Annotated in this window: 17 protein-coding genes and 1 tRNA gene; 16 read left to right on the top strand and 2 right to left on the bottom strand. The window is 38.4% G+C overall.

The genetic code is table 11. From position 1 onward, the window contains the following. The first annotated feature begins 74 nt into the window (after window positions 1–74). From efp to AC1M9M_RS02595, 14 genes are all read left to right on the top strand, one after another. Entirely contained in the window at window positions 75–644 is a 570-nt protein-coding gene (gene efp / locus AC1M9M_RS02660) for an elongation factor P (protein ID WP_035265851.1), read from the top strand. Between the two features lie 170 nt (window positions 645–814). Further along, a complete protein-coding gene (locus AC1M9M_RS02655) occupies window positions 815–2908 on the top strand; it encodes a carbon starvation CstA family protein (RefSeq protein ID WP_481595520.1) in 2094 nt (697 codons plus the stop codon). Next, the gene (locus tag AC1M9M_RS02650; RefSeq protein WP_481588442.1) at window positions 2905–3207 is read left to right on the top strand and encodes a YbdD/YjiX family protein; all 303 of its coding nucleotides are present in this window, start codon (window positions 2905–2907) and stop codon (window positions 3205–3207) included. Before AC1M9M_RS02655 ends, AC1M9M_RS02650 begins: the two co-directional genes overlap by 4 nt. 125 nt (window positions 3208–3332) lie before the next feature. Beyond that, window positions 3333–4349, top strand: coding sequence for a 2-dehydropantoate 2-reductase (locus AC1M9M_RS02645; protein ID WP_481595519.1), 1017 nt, complete (start codon window positions 3333–3335; stop codon window positions 4347–4349). A gap of 98 nt (window positions 4350–4447) precedes the next feature. Continuing rightward, on the top strand, window positions 4448–5407 hold the full coding sequence (locus AC1M9M_RS02640) for an AAA family ATPase (protein WP_035265922.1): 960 nt from the start codon (window positions 4448–4450) through the stop codon (window positions 5405–5407). 10 nt (window positions 5408–5417) lie between these two features. Beyond that, window positions 5418–6323: a DUF58 domain-containing protein gene (locus AC1M9M_RS02635; RefSeq protein WP_481595518.1), complete on the top strand. Its 906-nt coding sequence runs from the start codon at window positions 5418–5420 to the stop codon at window positions 6321–6323. Between the two features lie 29 nt (window positions 6324–6352). Then, a complete protein-coding gene (locus AC1M9M_RS02630) occupies window positions 6353–8365 on the top strand; it encodes a transglutaminase TgpA family protein (RefSeq protein ID WP_481595517.1) in 2013 nt (670 codons plus the stop codon). A gap of 26 nt (window positions 8366–8391) precedes the next feature. Further along, a tRNA-Val gene (locus AC1M9M_RS02625) sits at window positions 8392–8468 on the top strand. Between the two features lie 565 nt (window positions 8469–9033). Continuing rightward, on the top strand, window positions 9034–11265 hold the full coding sequence (locus tag AC1M9M_RS02620) for an NADP-dependent isocitrate dehydrogenase (RefSeq protein WP_481595516.1): 2232 nt from the start codon (window positions 9034–9036) through the stop codon (window positions 11263–11265). A 235-nt stretch (window positions 11266–11500) separates the two neighbouring features. After that, entirely contained in the window at window positions 11501–13705 is a 2205-nt protein-coding gene (locus tag AC1M9M_RS02615) for an OsmC domain/YcaO domain-containing protein (RefSeq protein WP_481595515.1), read from the top strand. 235 nt (window positions 13706–13940) lie between these two features. Beyond that, the gene (locus tag AC1M9M_RS02610) at window positions 13941–14057 is read left to right on the top strand and encodes a hypothetical protein (RefSeq protein ID WP_481595514.1); all 117 of its coding nucleotides are present in this window, start codon (window positions 13941–13943) and stop codon (window positions 14055–14057) included. A gap of 451 nt (window positions 14058–14508) precedes the next feature. Next, entirely contained in the window at window positions 14509–15828 is a 1320-nt protein-coding gene (locus AC1M9M_RS02605; RefSeq protein ID WP_035265860.1) for an NCS2 family permease, read from the top strand. A gap of 72 nt (window positions 15829–15900) precedes the next feature. Continuing rightward, on the top strand, window positions 15901–16899 hold the full coding sequence (locus tag AC1M9M_RS02600) for an adenosine deaminase (RefSeq protein ID WP_481591235.1): 999 nt from the start codon (window positions 15901–15903) through the stop codon (window positions 16897–16899). 130 nt (window positions 16900–17029) lie between these two features. Then, complete coding sequence (locus tag AC1M9M_RS02595; protein WP_481595513.1) at window positions 17030–17347, top strand: hypothetical protein; 318 nt, start codon at window positions 17030–17032, stop codon at window positions 17345–17347. An 18-nt stretch (window positions 17348–17365) separates the two neighbouring features. On the opposite strand, the gene AC1M9M_RS02590 is transcribed toward AC1M9M_RS02595, so the two are convergent. Continuing rightward, window positions 17366–17923 carry a cytochrome b gene (locus AC1M9M_RS02590; RefSeq protein ID WP_035265864.1) on the bottom strand — a complete coding sequence of 186 codons (558 nt, stop codon included), beginning with the start codon at window positions 17921–17923 and terminating at the stop codon, window positions 17366–17368. Window positions 17924–18126: 203 nt separating this feature from the next. On the opposite strand from AC1M9M_RS02590, the gene AC1M9M_RS02585 reads away from it, so the two are divergent. Further along, the gene (locus AC1M9M_RS02585) at window positions 18127–18507 is read left to right on the top strand and encodes a hypothetical protein (protein ID WP_180027580.1); all 381 of its coding nucleotides are present in this window, start codon (window positions 18127–18129) and stop codon (window positions 18505–18507) included. A gap of 66 nt (window positions 18508–18573) precedes the next feature. Further along, complete coding sequence (rnhB, locus tag AC1M9M_RS02580; protein ID WP_481595669.1) at window positions 18574–19140, top strand: ribonuclease HII; 567 nt, start codon at window positions 18574–18576, stop codon at window positions 19138–19140. A gap of 66 nt (window positions 19141–19206) precedes the next feature. Here the strand turns inward: rnhB and csrA are convergent, their stop codons facing one another. Beyond that, complete coding sequence (csrA, locus tag AC1M9M_RS02575) at window positions 19207–19461, bottom strand: carbon storage regulator CsrA (protein ID WP_035265869.1); 255 nt, start codon at window positions 19459–19461, stop codon at window positions 19207–19209. Between the last annotated feature and the right edge of the window lie 39 nt (window positions 19462–19500).

Genomic DNA, 19500 nt, shown 5'->3' with positions numbered 1-19500 from the left:
AGCCTTGCTAAATGACAGTGTAGCAGCCCATCGCATTAATAGATTAAAGTTAGTAAGTTTGGAGTGAGCCTCTCATGGCCTATTATTCTACGAACGATTTCAAGTCTGGCCTTAAGGTAATGCTTGATGGTAACCCATGCTCAATCATGGAAAACGAATACGTTAAACCAGGTAAAGGCCAAGCGTTCAACCGTGTTAAATTACGTAACCTTAAATCAGGTAAAGTATTAGAAAAAACATTTAAATCTGGTGATTCTTTAGAAGCAGCAGATATCGTAGAAGTAGAAATGGACTACTTATACAACGACGGCGAACTATGGAACTTCATGGATCCTGTGACTTTCGAGCAAATTGCGGCTGACAAAGTTGCAATGGGTGATGCTGCGAAATGGTTGAAAGACGATTCAAACGAAAAATGCACAATCATGTTATGGAATGGTGTTCCTTTAACAGTGAATGCACCTAACTTCGTGGTATTAAAAATTGTTGAAACTGATCCAGGCGTACGTGGTGATACTTCTGGCGGTGGTGGTAAACCAGCGAAACTTGAAACAGGTGCTGTAGTACGTGTTCCATTATTCGTTCAACAAGAAGAAAGCGTTCGTGTTGATACACGTACTGGTGAATACTTAGAACGTGCATAATGGTGTAAATTTATACTATTATCGAAAGGGATGATGACAATCATCCCTTTTTTAATGCCAAGGTCTAAGGTAAAGAAGAATTATTGAGGAGTATAGTCGCAAGGGAAAACAGCAGTAACACGAATAATAAAATTGAGCTGATTGCAAATACGAAATAATGAGGGTTTGATATGGATCAAATACAACCGAAGTCATCCATGACTTCGAAATTGATTTGGATTATTGTGGCCATAATCGGTGCAGTATCCTTTGGAATATTAGCGGTTAGTCGTGGAGAACATGTCAACGCAGTTTGGCTCGTACTCGCTGCAGTCTGTGTTTACAGTATTGCATATCGTTTTTATAGTTTATTTATTGCTAATAAAGTATTCGAGTTAAATGCTCGGCGTTTAACACCTGCGCACCGTCTAGCGGATGGTCTAGATTATGTGCCTACAAATAAAAGTGTTTTGTTTGGTCATCACTTTGCTGCGATTGCAGGTGCTGGTCCGTTAGTTGGGCCTATTCTTGCTGCGCAAATGGGTTATTTACCAGGAACGATTTGGCTGTTAGTCGGTGTTGTACTGGCTGGTGCAGTCCAAGATTTTCTAGTTTTATTTATTTCTACACGCCGTGACGGACGTTCACTGGGTGAAATGGCAAAACAAGAACTGGGTTCATTTGCAGGAATTATTGTGATGCTTGGTGCATTAGGGGTAATGATCATTATCCTTGCTGTGCTTGCACTCGTAGTGGTTAAAGCATTAACCAATAGTCCATGGGGTGTGTTTAGTATTGCTGCTACCATTCCAATTGCATTATTTATGGGCGTATATATGCGATATATCCGTCCAGGAAAGATTGCCGAAGTTTCAATCATTGGCTTTGTACTGATGATGCTCGGTATCATCTACGGTGAAAATATTGCTCAACATCCTTATTGGGGGCAATTATTCACTTTATCTGGTACAGAGTTAACATGGGCATTGATTATCTACGGTTTCATCGCTTCTGTATTACCAGTATGGTTGTTATTGGCGCCACGTGATTATTTATCGACTTTCTTGAAAATTGGCGTGATTGCAGGTTTAGCATTGGGTATCGTATTTGCGATGCCTGAATTAAAAATGCCTGCAATTACCCACTTCGTAGATGGTACGGGACCTGTATTCTCTGGATCACTTTTCCCATTCTTATTTATTACCATTGCCTGTGGTGCAATTTCAGGTTTCCATGCATTGGTTTCATCAGGAACTACACCTAAGCTCGTAAATAATGAACGCGATATTCGGATGATCGGATACGGCGGTATGTTGATGGAATCATTTGTCGCAATCATGGCGATGATCTGTGCAACGATATTGGATCCAGGCGTTTATTTTGCCATTAACTCACCAGCTGCGGTGATAGGAACAACGGTTGAAAGTGCCGCAGAAGCGGTACGTAATTTAGGATTTGTGGTTACACCTGAAGCTTTAACGCTACTTGCTCAAGAGGTTGGTGAGAGCACAATTCTTTCTCGTACTGGTGGTGCTCCGACGTTTGCGATTGGTATGGCGCACATCATCACTGAAATTTTTAATAGTCGTGAAATGATGGCATTTTGGTATCACTTTGCAATATTGTTTGAAGCGCTATTTATTCTAACTGCTGTTGATGCAGGAACACGTGCTTGCCGTTTTATGGTTCAAGATACTGTGGGTATCGTTGTCCCATCGGTTAAAAACTCTAAATCGTTTGTGGGCAACTTGATTGGTACTGCCGTTGCAGTCGCAGGCTGGGGTTTCTTTGTATATCAAGGCGTAGTTGATCCACTGGGCGGTATCAATAGTTTGTGGCCATTATTTGGTATTGGTAACCAAATTTTAGCTGCGATGGCGCTGATGCTGGGTACCGTAATTCTGTTTAAGATGAAGAAAGAAAAATATGTATGGGTCACCATTGTTCCAACGATTTTCCTATTCATTACAGCGATGACTGCTGGTTGGCAAAAAATCTTCCATGAAAATCCAAAAATCGGATTCTTGGCACAAGCAGATCGTTTCAATGCGGCTATTGAGCGAAACGAAATTTTAGCGCCTGCGAAATCAATTGCGGAAATGCAAACTGTTGCTTTATCTAATCAGATTAATGCTGCGTTGTGTGCATTCTTTATGATTGTTGCCGTGGTGATGTTGTTTGCTGCCATTAAAGTGATTCGTCGTGCTTTGGCAAATCCGCAGACAACGGCTCAGGAAGCTGAAGCAATTTATACAGATCAAATCCCTGCAGGAGAGACCAAATGAGTTTGAAAGAACAAATTCGTCAAAAGCTGGCATTGGGTAAAATCATTAAATTCACGATTTTGGCTCAGCCGAAGAAGTTTTTAATGTTGAATGGAATCAAAACAGTTCAACTGATTTGGCAGCGGCTACAACAAAGTTTTCGTTTAATGGTGGGTGTCCCAGATTACCAAAACTATGTAGAACATATGAAAAAGCATCACCCTGACCTAGAGCCGATGGATGAAAAAACTTTTCATCGTTATTGTGTCGATGCACGCTATCCAAGTGCAGCAGGCGGTATGAAGAAATGTCCATGTTAATTTTTTAGCTTTACATAAAAAACGGCACTGAGGTGTCGTTTTTTATTTGTCTTAATTGTATAAAACCTGACAAATTTATTGTTCTGAAACTCGTATACTCTTGATTAATAACAAAGGATAAAAACATGAAAATTGGAATTTATGGTGCTGGGTCGATTGGGTGTTATATCGGTGGAAGAATGGTCGCAGCAGGCCATCAGGTGACATTTTACTGTAGGGAAAGAAGCTATCAAAAATTAAGCCAAAATGGGTTGGAGCTCAGTGATTTAAACGGCTACCATCATAAGCTCATTCCAGATCAATTAAGACTTACAACAAATCTAGCAGAAGTCCTAGTCACGGACTTAGTCATGATTTGTGTAAAATCAGCAGCGACAGAGCAAGTGGCATCTGAAATACGAAGCTGTGACACTCTCAATAAACCACGTCTCATCGGTTTTCAAAATGGGGTGAGTAATGTTCCACGGTTAAAAAAAATGCTGCCAGAATGGGAGATTATGGAAGGAATGGTTCCATTTAATGTCGCAGAACTCAAACCTTCTCATTTTCATCAAGGTTCTGATGGAATATTAATGATAAAAAAATTTGCAGAAAATAATCAGCTAAAAATAATGTTAGATGCGGCGAAACTACAAGTTGAATTCCGTGATGATATGTTAGAGGTACAGTGGGCTAAAGTCTTATTCAACTTGAACAATTCGATTAACGCTTTATCTGGTCTAACTTTAAGAAATCAACTTACTAATCGAATGTATAGAAAGTGCCTTGCTCAGGCACAGTTAGAGACGCTTCAAATTTTAAAGCAGGCAAATATTAAACCCGCACAATTAACGCCTGTACCAGCGAACATCATTCCTCATATTCTTCGACTGCCTAATTGGTTGTTTAAGTTGATCAGTCGCAAAATGTTAGCCATTGATCCACTAGCTCGTTCATCTATGCAGGATGATCTGAATTTAGGGCGCACGACGGAGGTTGATTGGATTAATGGTGAAGTGGTCAGACTTGCTAATACACTCGGGGGGAATGCACCGATCAACAGCTACTTTATTGAACAGATCAAGCTGGCGGAAAACAATAATTCAAGCCTTCAAATTGGACCTGAAGAGATGCTCACACAGTTGAAGCTTATTCAGCATTAAGTTTGATACTGATTCTTTAATACACTGATTATTAGAAATATTTGAGAAAATAAAAAAAACCTGTATGGTAGAAATATATAGTTTTGGAAATGTAAATGATGATTTGGGGAATGAAGCAGAGTGTTCAATCAAAAGATATTATACAGCCTGAGTTAGAATCTCAGATTCAATCATTTACTCCCAAAATTTCATTATTTCTAGAACAAATCAATCAAATTGTTTTGGATAAAAATACGCAAACTGAATTGGCTTTATGTAGTTTAATTGCAGGTGGTCATATTTTGTTTGAAGACTTACCTGGATTGGGTAAGACCACATTGGCCAGTAGTTTGGCATCATTATCAGGTTTATCATTTCAAAGAATCCAATTTACCAATGATATGCTCGCCAGTGATGTAATTGGCGTGAATGTTTTTAATCAAAAAGAGCATCAGTTTGAATTTAAGTACGGACCTGTCTTTACCCAAGTTCTTTTGGCAGATGAAATTAATCGCTGTAGTCCTAAGACACAGAGTGCATTGCTAGAAGCGATGGAAGAGGGCTACGCCACGATTGATGGACAGCGTTATGCTTTACCTCAGCCTTTTTGGGTGATAGCAACTCAGAATCCACTCTTTCAAAGCGGGACTTATGCACTACCAGAGTCTCAGTTAGACAGATTCCTCATGCGGTTATCTCTTGGCTATCCATCTCGCCATGCAGAAAAAATACTTCTTCAACAAGAATCACGTGCCAAATTAATCGCACAGTTGATCCATGTATTTAATGAGACTGAAATACTAAGATTGCAATCCTTGACTCATCAAGTCCATTTAAGTGATGCAATTCAAGACTATTTATTGGATTTGGCTGCGGTAACACGAAAAAGTGCGCATGGTTTATCGACGCGTGGATTATTGGCTTTAAAACGAGCATCACAAGCGAGAGCGATCGTGCATGCCAGAGCCTTTGTCATTCCTGATGATGTAAAAGCTGTATTTTCAGCAGTATGCGCTCATCGATTAAACTTGAGTGAGGATGAGACGGTCTCCCTAATGAATCAGGTTAAATTGATTTGAGGGTATGCAGGTGACCAGTATCTGGAAGCAATGGTTAAAAAAAAGATTTCGGTTTGAGCAGAGTAAAAAAATTGGTCAACGCGATATTTTGATTTTTATTTATCAGCAAGGTTTCTTATATCTTGTGTTGATTTTGATCACATTTATTGCGGGTATTAACTATGCCAATAATTTGATATTAGGTTTCTGCTTTTTAATTAGTGCAATCTTATGCATTAGTTTTTATATCACCTTTAAACAATTGCATGGTCTTGAGATAGACATCATTACTGATGAAGTCGGACAGGTAGGGCACTCGATTTTATTTAAAATCTACTTGAATCAATCTTATTCATATTCACGTTATTTATCGATCTCCATCGATTCTGAGACACAGCACATTCACATTGACCAAAAACAGTCTGAATGTGTTATACCGATTCATGTTGATCAACGAGGAAAGTATAACTATCCCGATATACGCATTGCTTCTGTGTATCCATTTGGACTAGTTCGAGCTTGGACTTATATCTTTCATGGACGACATGCATGGATTGCGCCTCAAGCCAAAATAAATCCGAATACAAGCTTTTCAAATGCATTTGTATTGGATCAGGAAAAAGATGAGTTTAAAGAATTAAGAAGTTTTCAGGTCGGCGACTCATTACAAAGTGTATCGTGGAAGCAGGCTGCTCGTGGCCAAGGTTTGTATATTAAAGTTTTTGAAGAGCATCAACAGGATCGATGTGTTGATATTCATTATCATCATATGCCGTCAGTCGAGCATGAAGAAAAGCTCAAATATATGATGGGTGTGGTGGAGCAGTGTGAGCAATTACAAATTTCTTTTAAGCTAGTGTTACCTCATGCCGAATTGAATCAAGGATTTGGAGCTGAGCATATCAAGCAGGCTAAAATTCTGCTTGCTCAGGCATAAAGTGTGAAATAGAAAATAGGTTTAGATATATGGTACATCCTAAAGTTTCACAATCCATGCTAGTGAGTTTGGCACTCATTTTATTTATCCAGATTATTTATCTGCCTTATACTTTAATTTTGGTGCTCTGTATTGAGCTCATGTATTTATGGCATATTCAAAAAAGTAAAAAAAATGTCTCCAAAGCAATAAAATTTAGTTTTACAGCAATTGCACTTGGCGCGATTTATCTGCATTACCATACCTTTGTTGGTGTTGAGGCTGGGGTAGCATCGCTGACAACTTTTCTATTTGCAAAAGCATTAGAAACCCAAAAAAAACGTGATTTGATCATCGTTTTTAATTTTGCCTTATTCGTGGCGGCAAGTACGTTTTTATACAGTCAAACGTTGTATGTTGCTTTGGGAGTGGTGCTGTGCTTAGTGAGCTGTTTTGTAGGACTGTATAGAATTCAAACCGCGGAGTTTCTGTCCACTCCTGAAACTAAAAATGGCTTAAAGCACGATGTCATTCATGTCGGTAAATTCATCGGATTGGCAATTCCTTTTTTTATACTACTCTTTATTTTTTTTCCACGATTACCTCCGCTCTGGCATATCCCCATTCAACAAAATAAGGGGATGACAGGAATCAGTGATTCTATGTCCCCAGGTGATATTGCTGAGCTGTCTCAGTCAAATGAATTGGCATTTCGTATTATTGGTGATATCACAAAATTACCGAAGCGTTCAGAAATGTATTGGCGAGCTTTGGTCTTAGATAAATATGATGGTCAAAAATGGACGAGTCATGGATTTAATAGAGGGCTAAATGAGTTAAACTCTTATCAACTTTCTAATTTAAATCAAAAAGTTGATTATCAGTATTTGGCTAAAGATTCTTCTGTAGAATGGATCATGGGATTAGAGCAATCTGTACCTCAACAACGAAATTATTATCTGCGTTATGACGGTGGTATTTCAGCTCAACGACCTATTCAAACGGCTCAACCCATAAACTTAGTTTGGTTAGGGCGTGAGACGAAAATAAATCATGAACTTAGTCAGTTTCAAACTCAGTATTACACCCAGTATCTCCATCAGAGTGATATCAAAAGTCAAAGTTTAGCGTGGGACTTATTTATTAAAAGTGGAGAGCAGCCAGAGCGTTATATCCAGCAAGTTTTAGACTGGTTTAAGCAAAATAGCTTTCAGTATTCTTTATCTCCCGGTGTTTTGAGTGGTGATCGGATAGATGCATTTCTGTTTAATTCACGACATGGATTTTGTGAGCATTTTGCTTCTAGTTTTGTCATGTTGATGCGTTATGTCGGTATTCCTGCCCGAGTCGTGACTGGTTATCAAGGAGGTCAATTTGCGCCAGACCAAAAAAGTTGGGAAGTGAGGCAGTTAGATGCACATGCTTGGACTGAAGTATATTTTGGAGGTCAATGGCAGAGGATTGATCCCACTGCAATGATTGCTCCAGAGCGTATTGACCAGGGAATGCAAAGTTTAATTCAAAATAATCAAACACTTTACTCTGAGAATAAAAATTGGTCAGTTACAAAATATCCTTTTTTGACAAAAATTCGCGTATGGAGTGATTACGCAAGTTATCAATGGCAAAGTAAAGTTGTTGGATATAACGCTGATCAACAGCAGAGTTGGATGACAAAATTTGGAATTCATTCAGTTGCTTCAGTGTTTGTGATTATCCTTGCAGGCTCACTGAGCATATTAGGATGTTATGCACTATGGATGTTGAGGAAAAAAAGAAAACACTATTCACAAATCGATTGGGTACTTCATGTTTTTAATAGAAAATTAGGACTTCACAATCGCCGTTATTCTTACGAAACGGTTCGACAATGGTTAGAAAGAATTTCATCACCTTTAAGTCAAAATGATAGAGCTGTTTTCCTCGAAATTATCATTCTGTACGAGCACTTAAGTTATTCACAATCGAGTATTTCTAAACAAGAGTTCGCAAATTTTAAGTCAATGATTAAAACTTGTTCATATCTTTTGGTTAAATATGAAAAAGGCTTGTCAGCCAAGTGATTTTTGCATAAGATGCGAAGCATTCTAGGTGTATAGCTCAGTTGGTTAGAGCGCTACGTTGACATCGTAGAGGTCTCCAGTTCGAGTCTGGATATACCTACCAAGATTTAAAAAAAGGGCTTAAGTATTTTACTTAAGCCCTTTTTTCGTAAGCAAGATATTACTTCTTTATTTAAAAGTAAAGTATTCGTTATCACTTGCTCTATCAAGAAAAATTGCGTTTCAAAAATCTCTAAATTTGATATTAAATTATATATTTTAAGTATAAATACCCAAAATGCTTTAATCTAAATATTGGGTATTTCCGTAATTTATTAATATGCCTGTACATTAACACTTACAATAACGTCCGAAATGTACGCTTTTGCCATCCTGTTTAAATATGAGACACGTATAATGTTCATATTACAGGGAAGTTGAGATCAACGTTCATTACCAGTTCTTCACTTTTCATTCAGAAGTAATGAAATTCATACAGTATTATCAAACTAAAAATGGATACTATTTTGTATGTTATTTCATCAAAATAGCGTACTAAAAGCTTATTTCATTGACTGAAATGCGACGAAGAACGATACTCTCAACGTTTTAATTTAAGCAAATCGGTTCTAAGAGACTGGACCAAAAGTTCGGTGCTCTGTAACTCAATCCAAAGCAAGGGGCTATATATGGCTGGTGGAAAGTCAACTATCATCTACACACTGACCGACGAGGCGCCATTACTGGCGACTTACTCACTACTGCCGATCATTGAGACCTTTACTAAGCCTGCTGGTGTTGAGATTGTAAAAACTGACATCTCAGTTGCAGCACGCGTGCTCGCTGAATTCTCTGAATACCTTAGCGAAGAGCAGAAAGTATCAGACAATCTTGCAGAATTAGGTCGTCTTACACAAGATCCAGACACAAACATCATCAAACTTCCAAACATCAGTGCATCTGTAGCTCAGTTGACTGCATGTATCAAAGAGCTTCAATCAAAAGGCTATGCAATTCCAGATTATCCTGAGAATCCTACGACTGAAGAAGAAAAAGCACTCAAAGCACGTTTTGGCAAATGCTTAGGTTCAGCAGTAAACCCAGTATTGCGTGAAGGGAACTCTGACCGTCGTGCGCCTGCTGCTGTTAAAAACTATGCGAAAAAACACCCACATTCTATGGGTGAGTGGAAACAGTGGTCACAAACTCACGTTTCTCACATGGATGAAGGTGATTTCTATCACGGCGAAAAGTCTATGACTTTAGATCGTCCTCGCAATGTGAAAATGGAATTGATCACGAATTCTGGTGAAACCATCGTTCTTAAAGACAAAGTTGCACTGCAAGACGGCGAAATCATCGATTCTATGTTCATGAGCAAGAAAGCGCTTTGCGACTTCTATGAAAAAGAATTAGATGATTGTAAAGAAGCGGGCATCTTGTTCTCTTTACACGTTAAAGCAACCATGATGAAAGTTTCACACCCGATCGTATTCGGTCACTGTGTGAAGATTTATTACAAAGAAGCGTTCGAAAAACACGGTAAACTGTTCGACGAACTAGGTATTAACGTAAACAACGGTATGGCTGGTCTTTACGAGAAGATCGAAACTTTACCGACTTCTTTACGTGAAGAGATCATCGAAGATCTACACGCATGTCAAGAACACCGTCCTGCTTTAGCAATGGTGGATTCAGCAAAAGGCATCACTAACTTCCATTCTCCAAACGACGTGATCGTAGATGCTTCTATGCCTGCAATGATCCGTGGTGGTGGTAAAATGTGGGGTGCTGACGGTAAGCCTTACGACTGTAAAGCAGTAATGCCTGAATCTACATTTGCACGTATTTACCAAGAAATGATCAACTTCTGTAAGTGGAATGGTAACTTTGACCCACGTACAATGGGTACTGTACCTAACGTTGGTCTAATGGCTCAAAAAGCTGAAGAATACGGTTCACACGACAAAACTTTCGAAATCGCGCAAGCTGGTGTTGCTAACATCACAGATATCGAAACTGGCGAAGTGTTAATGTCTCAAAACGTGGAAGAAGGTGATATCTGGCGTATGTGTCAGGTGAAAGATGCACCGATCCGCGACTGGGTGAAACTAGCTGTAACACGTGCACGTAACTCTGGTATGCCAGCAATCTTCTGGTTAGACCCATACCGTCCACACGAAAACGAATTGATCAAGAAAGTTCAAAAATACTTAAAAGATCACGATACAGATGGTCTAGACATCCAAATCATGTCTCAAGTACGTGCAATGCGTTACACACTTGAACGTGTTGCTCGTGGTCTAGATACAATCTCTGTAACGGGTAACATTCTACGTGACTACCTCACTGACTTGTTCCCAATTATGGAGCTTGGTACTTCTGCGAAAATGCTGTCTATCGTGCCTTTAATGGCGGGTGGTGGTATGTACGAAACTGGTGCAGGTGGTTCAGCACCTAAACACGTACAACAACTTGTTGAAGAAAACCACTTACGTTGGGATTCTTTAGGTGAGTTCCTTGCACTCGCTGTTTCACTTGAAGAGCTTGGTATTAAAGAAAACAACCCTAAAGCTAAACTTCTTGCGAAAACATTGGATGCTGCAACTGGTAAATTACTTGACAACGGCAAATCTCCATCACGTCGTACAGGTGAGTTAGACAACCGTGGTAGCCATTTCTATTTAGCGAAGTTCTGGGCTGAAGAATTAGCAGCTCAAGACGAAGATGCTGAATTAAAAGCGACATTCTCTACTTTAGCGAAGACTTTAGCTGAAAATGAAGAGAAGATCGTTGCTGAACTTGCAGAAGTTCAAGGTAAATCTGTTGATATCGGTGGTTACTACGCAATCGATCAAGAGAAAGTAAATGCAGTTATGCGTCCAAGTGCAACTTTAAATGCTGCTATTGCAAGCATCTAATAACACTTAATTTGAACTGAATTTCAGTTTGGCGGATTAAAAAAGCTGGTACTTCGGTACCAGCTTTTTTTTATTAAAATTTTTGTAAATAAAACACTGATAACGCCCAATTAGAGAGAGCTTAAGGGGAGGATTTAAAAAACTTTCATTCAATTTGCAAGCATTTCTGATTACAATGCGTTTTAATTTATTTTTAACTTATCTAGCTGTTTGGATAAGTTCTGTAGGTGCCCGCATGGAAATCAAAGTCAATTATCTCGACAATCTTCGACAGGAAGCAAAGTTCGACGATTTCACGGTTATTGCCGATCAACCTATTCGTTATAAAGGTGATGGATCTGCACCAGGCCCATTTGATTATTTTCTTGCGTCTTCAGCATTATGTGCAGCTTATTTTGTAAAGGTGTATTGTGCTGCACGAGATATTCCTACAGAAAATATTCGATTATCCCAAAATAATATTGTTGATCCAGAAAACCGTTATAAACAAATTTTTAAAATTCAAGTCGAATTACCCTCAGATATCTCTGAGAAGGATCGACAAGGTATTTTGCGTTCAATCGACCGTTGCACTGTAAAAAAAGTCATTCAAACAGGTCCTGAATTTGTTATTGAGGAAGTTGAAAGCATTGATGCGGATGCTCAAGCTTTACTTATGCCAAATATTGCCAAGAAAAATGTGACTGTTATTCCGGGCAAAGATTTACCGCTTGAAGAAACGATTGCCAACATGTCTGCAATTTTGGCGGGCTTAGGGATGAAGATTGAAATTGCGTCTTGGCGGAATATAGTGCCAAACGTATGGTCTTTACATATTCGCGATGCACAAGCGCCAATGTGCTTTACCAATGGTAAAGGTTCAACGAAAGAGAGTGCTTTAGCGTCTGCATTAGGCGAGTTTATTGAACGTTTGAATTGTAATTTCTTCTATAACGACCAATTTTGGGGTGAAGAAATCGCAAATGCAGAATTTGTGCATTACCCAGATGAAAAGTGGTTCCAACCAGGTCCAAATGGTGAATTGCCATCAGAAATTTTAGATGAATATACACTTGAAATTTACGATCCTGAAGATGAGTTATTAGGCACACATCTGTACGACACAAATTCTGGCAATACTGAGAGAGGTATTTGTTCGTTACCATTTGTGCGCCAGTCAGACGGTGAGATTGTATATTTCCCTTCAAATTTGATTGAAAATTTGTATCTGTCAAATGGTATGAGCGCAGGAAATACCTTGGCTGAAGCACAAGTACAATGTTTATCTGAAATATTTGAGCGTGCGGTTAAGCGCGAAATTTTAGAGGGTGAAATTACCCTGCCAGATGTACCTGAACATGTTCTAGCAAAGTACCCAAAAATAGTTGAGGGTATTAAGGGGCTTGAGGAGCAAGGTTTTCCAGTGCTGGTCAAAGATGCTTCATTAGGTGGGAAATTCCCAGTCATGTGCGTGACATTAATGAATCCAAGAACGGGTGGCGTTTTTGCATCATTCGGGGCTCATCCAAACTTTGAAGTTGCATTAGAACGCAGCCTAACAGAGCTTTTACAAGGTCGTAGTTTTGAAGGTTTAAATGACTTACCACGTCCTACTTTCAATAGCCATGCACTGACAGAACCAAATAACTTTGTGGAACACTTTATTGATTCATCGGGTGTTGTGTCTTGGAGATTCTTCAGTTCGAAATCTGATTATGATTTCGTAGAGTGGGATTTCACCAGTCAAGGTGAAAATACAAACGCTGAAGAAGCTGAAAAGATGTTCAATATCCTAAAAGAGATGGGTAAAGAAGTTTACATGGCTGTATACCAACATTTAGGTGCAACTGCATGCCGAATTCTGGTGCCAGGATATTCTGAGGTGTATTTGGTTGAAGATCTGGTTTGGGACAATACCAATAAAGCTTTAGCCTTTAGAGAAGATATTCTTAACTTACATCGTTTAGATAATAAACAGCTCGAAGCTTTGCTAGAGAAACTTGAAGAAGTTGAAGTGGATGACTATACCGATATTATTACCTTGATTGGTGTTGAATTTGACGATAATACGGTGTGGGGTCAGTTAACTATTCTTGAATTAAAACTATTAATTAACTTAGCTTTGGAAAATTTCGAAGAAGCGAAAGACCAAGTAGAACAGTTCTTACAATACAACACCAATACTGTAGAACGAGGCTTATTCTATCAATGCATGGATGTTGTATTAGAAGTGTTGTTAGATGAAGAAATGGAAATTGAAGACTATGAACCGAATTTTAGACGTATGTTCGGTGATGAGAGAGTTGATGCTGCAATAGGCTCAATCGAAGGTGATGTGCGTTTTTATGGATTGACGCCAACCAATATGCAACTTGAAGGTCTCGATCGTCATTTAAAACTTATTGAGAGCTATAAGAAGCTTCATGCTGCCAGAGCACGTTTTGTTTCTCAACAAAACTGATCGAATGAAAGGCTACTATGAATAGTGGCCTTTTTATTTTAAAGATCAGCAAATCGATGCATCTAGTTAGGGTGCTCAATTTTTTATAATAAAATGAAGTGGTTATGAAAAGTACTGATAGTATTTATTAAAAATAGTAATTTATTGATATTTAAGGGAAATAATTCTATTTCACTGGTATTATTAGCTAAATGCATTATCATAGTGCATGACGAGTTAACTTAAGGTGAGCATTATGAATTTCTTGAAAAAAAAGAATAAAGCAAGTTTCGTTTTCTTTATTATTACTGCGTATTCCTGTTTGGGCTTTGGATTAGGTTACATAATTTGGGAATACCTCCAAATGAAATAATGTTCATATTGATCGGTAAGAGTGCAAATTTAGAAAGTATTCACTGTTAGCAAGCATAATTTACTCTACCATTTAAAATTAAATGATCTAAAAATCATCAGTGATTTTTTAAGGGGTATATTTAAATTTATATTTTTTAACGTGATTTAAATAAAGATTAAATTTTAGCGTTTTATAACCTATGACTGTGTATTCAGCCCTTCAAATTCAGTCTATGTTATAATTAAAAATATATCCCGATAGATCGAATTGTCTAGCGACTGTTCAATTGATAGATCATCATATCAAAGCTGCTTTATTGCAGCTTTTTTAATTGTGCTTCAATTTATCGGAAATGTCATTTTGGTACGTTTATTGAATGCGTCATCTGAGCTACATTTGCCAATGAATCATTGAATAAATGATCTAAATAATTTTTACGACTCGCTCGATCTTAAGCAGGGGCTCGACAATGACAAATCCAAATTCTTCAGCGGGTTTGCTTGAACGCTTATTTAAACTAAGTGAAAACAAAACAACTTTTCGAACTGAAATGATTGCAGGGATGACGACATTCCTGACAATGTGCTACATCATCATTGTCAATCCAATGATTCTGTCTGAAACAGGAATGGATCATGGTGCGGTATTTGTTGCGACATGTTTGGCAGCAGCAATTGGTTGTTTTGTCATGGGTATTATTGCCAATTACCCAATCGCATTGGCTCCGGGTATGGGCTTAAATGCATATTTCACCTATTCGGTATGTTTAGGAATGGGTGTACCTTGGCAAACCGCTTTAGCTGCGGTATTTGTGTCTGGTCTGGTCTTCATCGCGATCAGTATGTTTAAAATTCGTGAAGCGATCGTGAATGCCATTCCAATGTCTTTAAAATTGGCTATTGGTGGTGGTATTGGTTTATTCCTAGCATTAATCGCTTTGAAAAATGCTGGCATCATTGTGGATAATCCTGCGACTCTAGTGGGTTTAGGTGATTTAAAACAACCAACCGTTCTCTTAGCCTTATTCGGTTTTTTGATGGTTGTTGTTATGCATCACTTTAAAATACGTGGTGCGATTATCATTAGTATTTTAGTGTTGACTGCAATCTCAACATTCCTAGGATTGAGTGAATTTAAAGGTGTGGTTGGTCAAATTCCTTCAATTGCACCAACATTCATGCAAATGGATTTTGAAGGCTTATTTACCGCAAGTTTAATCGGTGTAATTTTTGTGTTCTTCTTAGTTGATCTATTTGATTCAACAGGAACGCTGGTTGGTGTTTCACATCGTGCTGGTTTACTCAAAGATGGTAAATTACCACGTTTGAAGAAAGCTCTGTTTGCCGACTCTTCAGCGATTGTTGCTGGTGCTGCATTAGGTACATCATCAACGACACCATATATTGAGTCTTCTGCGGGTGTAGCAGCAGGGGGGCGTACAGGTCTTACAGCGGTAATAGTTGGCTTACTTTTTATTGCTTGTTTGTTCTTAGCACCGTTGGCTCAATCTGTTCCTGGATTTGCAACTGCACCAGCCTTACTCTTTGTAGGGGTATTGATGATTCAGGGTATTACACATATTGATTGGGATGATATTACTGAAGCGGTTCCTGCTTTCTTAACGATCGTGTTTATGCCGTTCACTTACTCAATCGCTGATGGTATTGCCATGGGCTTTATCAGTTATGCGTTGGTGAAGTTACTTACAGGTAAAGCATCTACAGTACCATATATGGTATGGATTATCGCAGTATTATGGGCGCTAAAATTTGCAATGTTTGGCGGCTAATTTTTAACAGTTTTTAAAAGGGTGTAAACTCAGTTTGCACCCTTTTTATTTTTGGTTTCATGAGGAGTAGCAATGAACCGTGTTGAGTTAATTAAAGCTTTACCTAAAGCTGAGCTTCATGTCCATATTGAAGGGACATTTGAACCTGAGTTGATGTTTGCCATTGCTCAGCGCAATGAAATTGCAATCCCATATCAATCAGTTGAAGAAGTCAAACAGGCTTATAATTTTCACAATCTGCAATCATTTCTAGATATTTACTATGCAGGTGCGAATGTATTGATCAATGAGCAAGATTTTTATGATCTTGCATGGGCATATTTTGAAAAATGTGCAGAAGATCGAGTGGTTCATACTGAAATGTTTTTTGATCCGCAAACCCATACGGATCGTGGTGTGTCATTTGAAACGGTAATTAAAGGCTTAAAACGAGCTTGCCACGATGCTGAGGTAAAATTAGGCATCACAACGCATTTGATTATGTGTTTCTTACGTCATTTGAGTGAAGAGGCAGCATTTGAAACACTTGAACAGGCTTTACCTTACAAAGACCAAATTATTGGGGTAGGGTTAGATTCAAGTGAAGTTGGGCATCCACCTTCTAAATTTGAAAGGGTATTTGCAAAATCACGTGATGAAGGATTTTTGGTTGTTGCTCATGCAGGTGAAGAAGGTCCAGCAGAATATGTCTGGGAAGCTTTGGATTTACTTAAAGTGAATCGTATTGATCACGGCGTACGCTCTGAAGAAGATCCAAAGTTGTTGGCGCGTTTGATTGCTGAAAAAATGCCTTTAACGGTTTGTCCATTATCAAATTTAAAGCTTTGTGTTGTAGATGATATGGCAGATCATAATATTCGCCGTTTGTTACAGCAGGGTGTGCATGTAACCGTCAATTCAGATGATCCATCTTATTTCGGTGGGTATATGAATGATAACTTTATTGCGATTGCTGAGGCCTTAGATTTAACAAATCATGAATTAAAGCAACTCGCTATAAATTCATTTGAAGCATCGTTTATTTCCGATGTGCAAAAACAAAAGTGGAAAGATAAAATTCTCGCAATTTAAAACAGTTAAACTTGTTTATGTGAAATACTGGAAGGTGGGGGCAAAATCCCACCTTTGGTTTAATATGCTTTAAACAATAGAGCCGAATGTGATGTTGAAATTGAAGTCTTTGTTTTACTTGAGTCTGCTAATGTTGCCCGTAGTTATCGCGAATGCAAATACGACATTGACACAGCGTATATTAAAGCCTGTCATCCAGTATCAATGTGAGCGTGAAGTCGACCATTCAAAAATATGGAAAATAACGACATATTTAATGAATGAAGAAAACAAAAAGAAATTAAAATTAGAAACCTGTGATTGTGTATCAAATCATGCTTTAAAAGATATTCCGGCTCAGGAACTTGTCAAAGCAACAGTTAACGAAGATATCAAGCAAGAAGTCATTCGAAAAGCCATGTTGAATAGCCTAAAAGCATGTGTGATTAGCTCTAAATCTAACTCATAAATTTAGAGCCGTACTCAATCAATCTTTAGGTTGTTTGGTCATGCTGTCTAAGACATGATCTTTATCTATAAAGTGATGCTTTAATGCCGCAGCAATATGTCCGAGTAAAAGTAAACCTGCAGCCCAAGAAATCCAAATATGAAGTGGTTTTACAATTTCAGTTACTTGAGGATTCTCACCTATTAAAGCGGGTAGATCAAATAAGAATAATACTGGTGCAGGGTAGCCGAGACTCCAACTCCATAAGCAACCCGTAATTGGTAAAGCCAGAAGCATAAAATAAAGTCCAAGATGCCCTAAATGTGCGAGTCTTTTCATGAGGGGAGACATTGTCTCTGGTAACTCGGGTGCAGGATGAGTGTAGCGCCAAAAGATACGAACCACGACCAGAAAAATAATTGTGGTTGCAATATTTTTGTGAAGCGTGATGACGTCACCTTTGAAGCTACCATCTACTTCATAACTTAAAAAATTGCCGCTATAAAAGCCGATCGCCCACGCCGTGATAAAAATAATCGCCATGACCCAATGCAAGACTTGAGCTGTACGTGTGTAATATTTGGATTTATTATTCATGATATAAACTTATGATTGAATTTCGCACATAATAATTTAAGCATAAATTATTTATAAGTATTGAAATGGGACACAGTGTTGAAAATATGCAACGGAATGCGACTTATAACTGAACATATAGTCGGGAAATACAAAAAATCTATTTCTTCATGATGTTACATTAGGCAAAATAGCTCAATTCGTAAGATGATAAGGACAATACTGTGAAAAAATTAATCGCTTTACTCGCACCAATGACATTAGTGCTCGGAGCTTGTGCTACAGGTACAACAGGGACATCATCACCTGCCGCAAATACCACTCAACAGTTAGGTTCGGCTGCACTTAAAATTGCGATCAATGCAAAATGCACAACTGAATTGAACAATATTTCTGCTTGGAAAACTGCAACGAAATTAATGACTGCAGAGCAGAAAGAAAATATCCAAGGTGAAATTTGTGGATGTGTAAGTGAAAAAGCTCCTCAAAGCGTAACTACGGTTGATTTGGCTACAGCAGCGATTGATCCAACAGCACGTGCAACAATCGTCAGCAATATCGTGACTAAAACTATTAATGAATGTGTAGCTGAAGCTGTACGTTAATTTTAAAGATATATGAATAGGCTGATTTTGATCGGCCTATTTTTTTAAGGATAAATTAGGAAAATGATGTTGATTGCTGGTGCTGATGAAGCAGGGCGCGGTCCACTGGTGGGATCGGTCGTTGCGGCTGCTGTAATTTTGGATCCTAACAATCCGATTCTTGGGTTAAATGATTCTAAAAAACTCAGTGAAAAGAAACGTGAAAAATTATTTATAGAGATCAAAGAAAAAGCACTAGCTTGGGCTATCGCTGAAGCGAGTCATCACGAAATTGATGAACTCAATATATTGAATGCTTCGTTGTTGGCAATGCGTCGTGCCGTTGAACAATTGACTGTGCAACCACAACATGTATTGGTTGATGGTAATAAAATTCCCCAAGGATTGAGTATGAGTTGTGATGCTGTAGTTGGAGGAGATGCATTACATCCAGAAATTTCTGCTGCCAGTATCCTGGCTAAGGTGACACGTGATCATCAAATGTTAGAACTTGATGCTAAATATCCTCAGTTTGGTTTTGCAAAACATAAAGGCTACCCGACCAAAGCTCATTTTGAAGCTATTGCACAGTTTGGCGTGGTTGAAGAGCACAGGCGTAGTTTTGGTCCAGTACGCAAATCATTGGGACTTTAAACAGCTTAAACACCAAAAATTTAAAGCGGCTAAATTTAGCCGCTTTAGTCACAAAATCATTTCTAATCAACGATTGAAATCATTTTGAGTGTAATTCTCTTCTTCGTAAGAAGGTTGGTAATCTTGGTCAAGATGTTGCAAGTGCTCATGCATCGCACGTTCATGCTGAATTCGTTGATAGATTTCTTCACGATGTACAGATACTTCTTTAGGCGCATTCACACCAATTCGCACTTGGTTACCTTTTACACCAAGTACAGTGACACTGACTTGATCCCCAATCATTAATGTTTCACCAACACGACGGGTGAGAATCAGCATGTTTATCTCCTTGCTTAAACGCTAAACCTGCGATAGTTT

This window comes from Acinetobacter sp. ANC_7503, from assembly GCF_056780035.1.
Note: the sequence above shows the minus strand (reverse complement) of the source record. Positions and strands in the feature narration are given on the sequence as shown.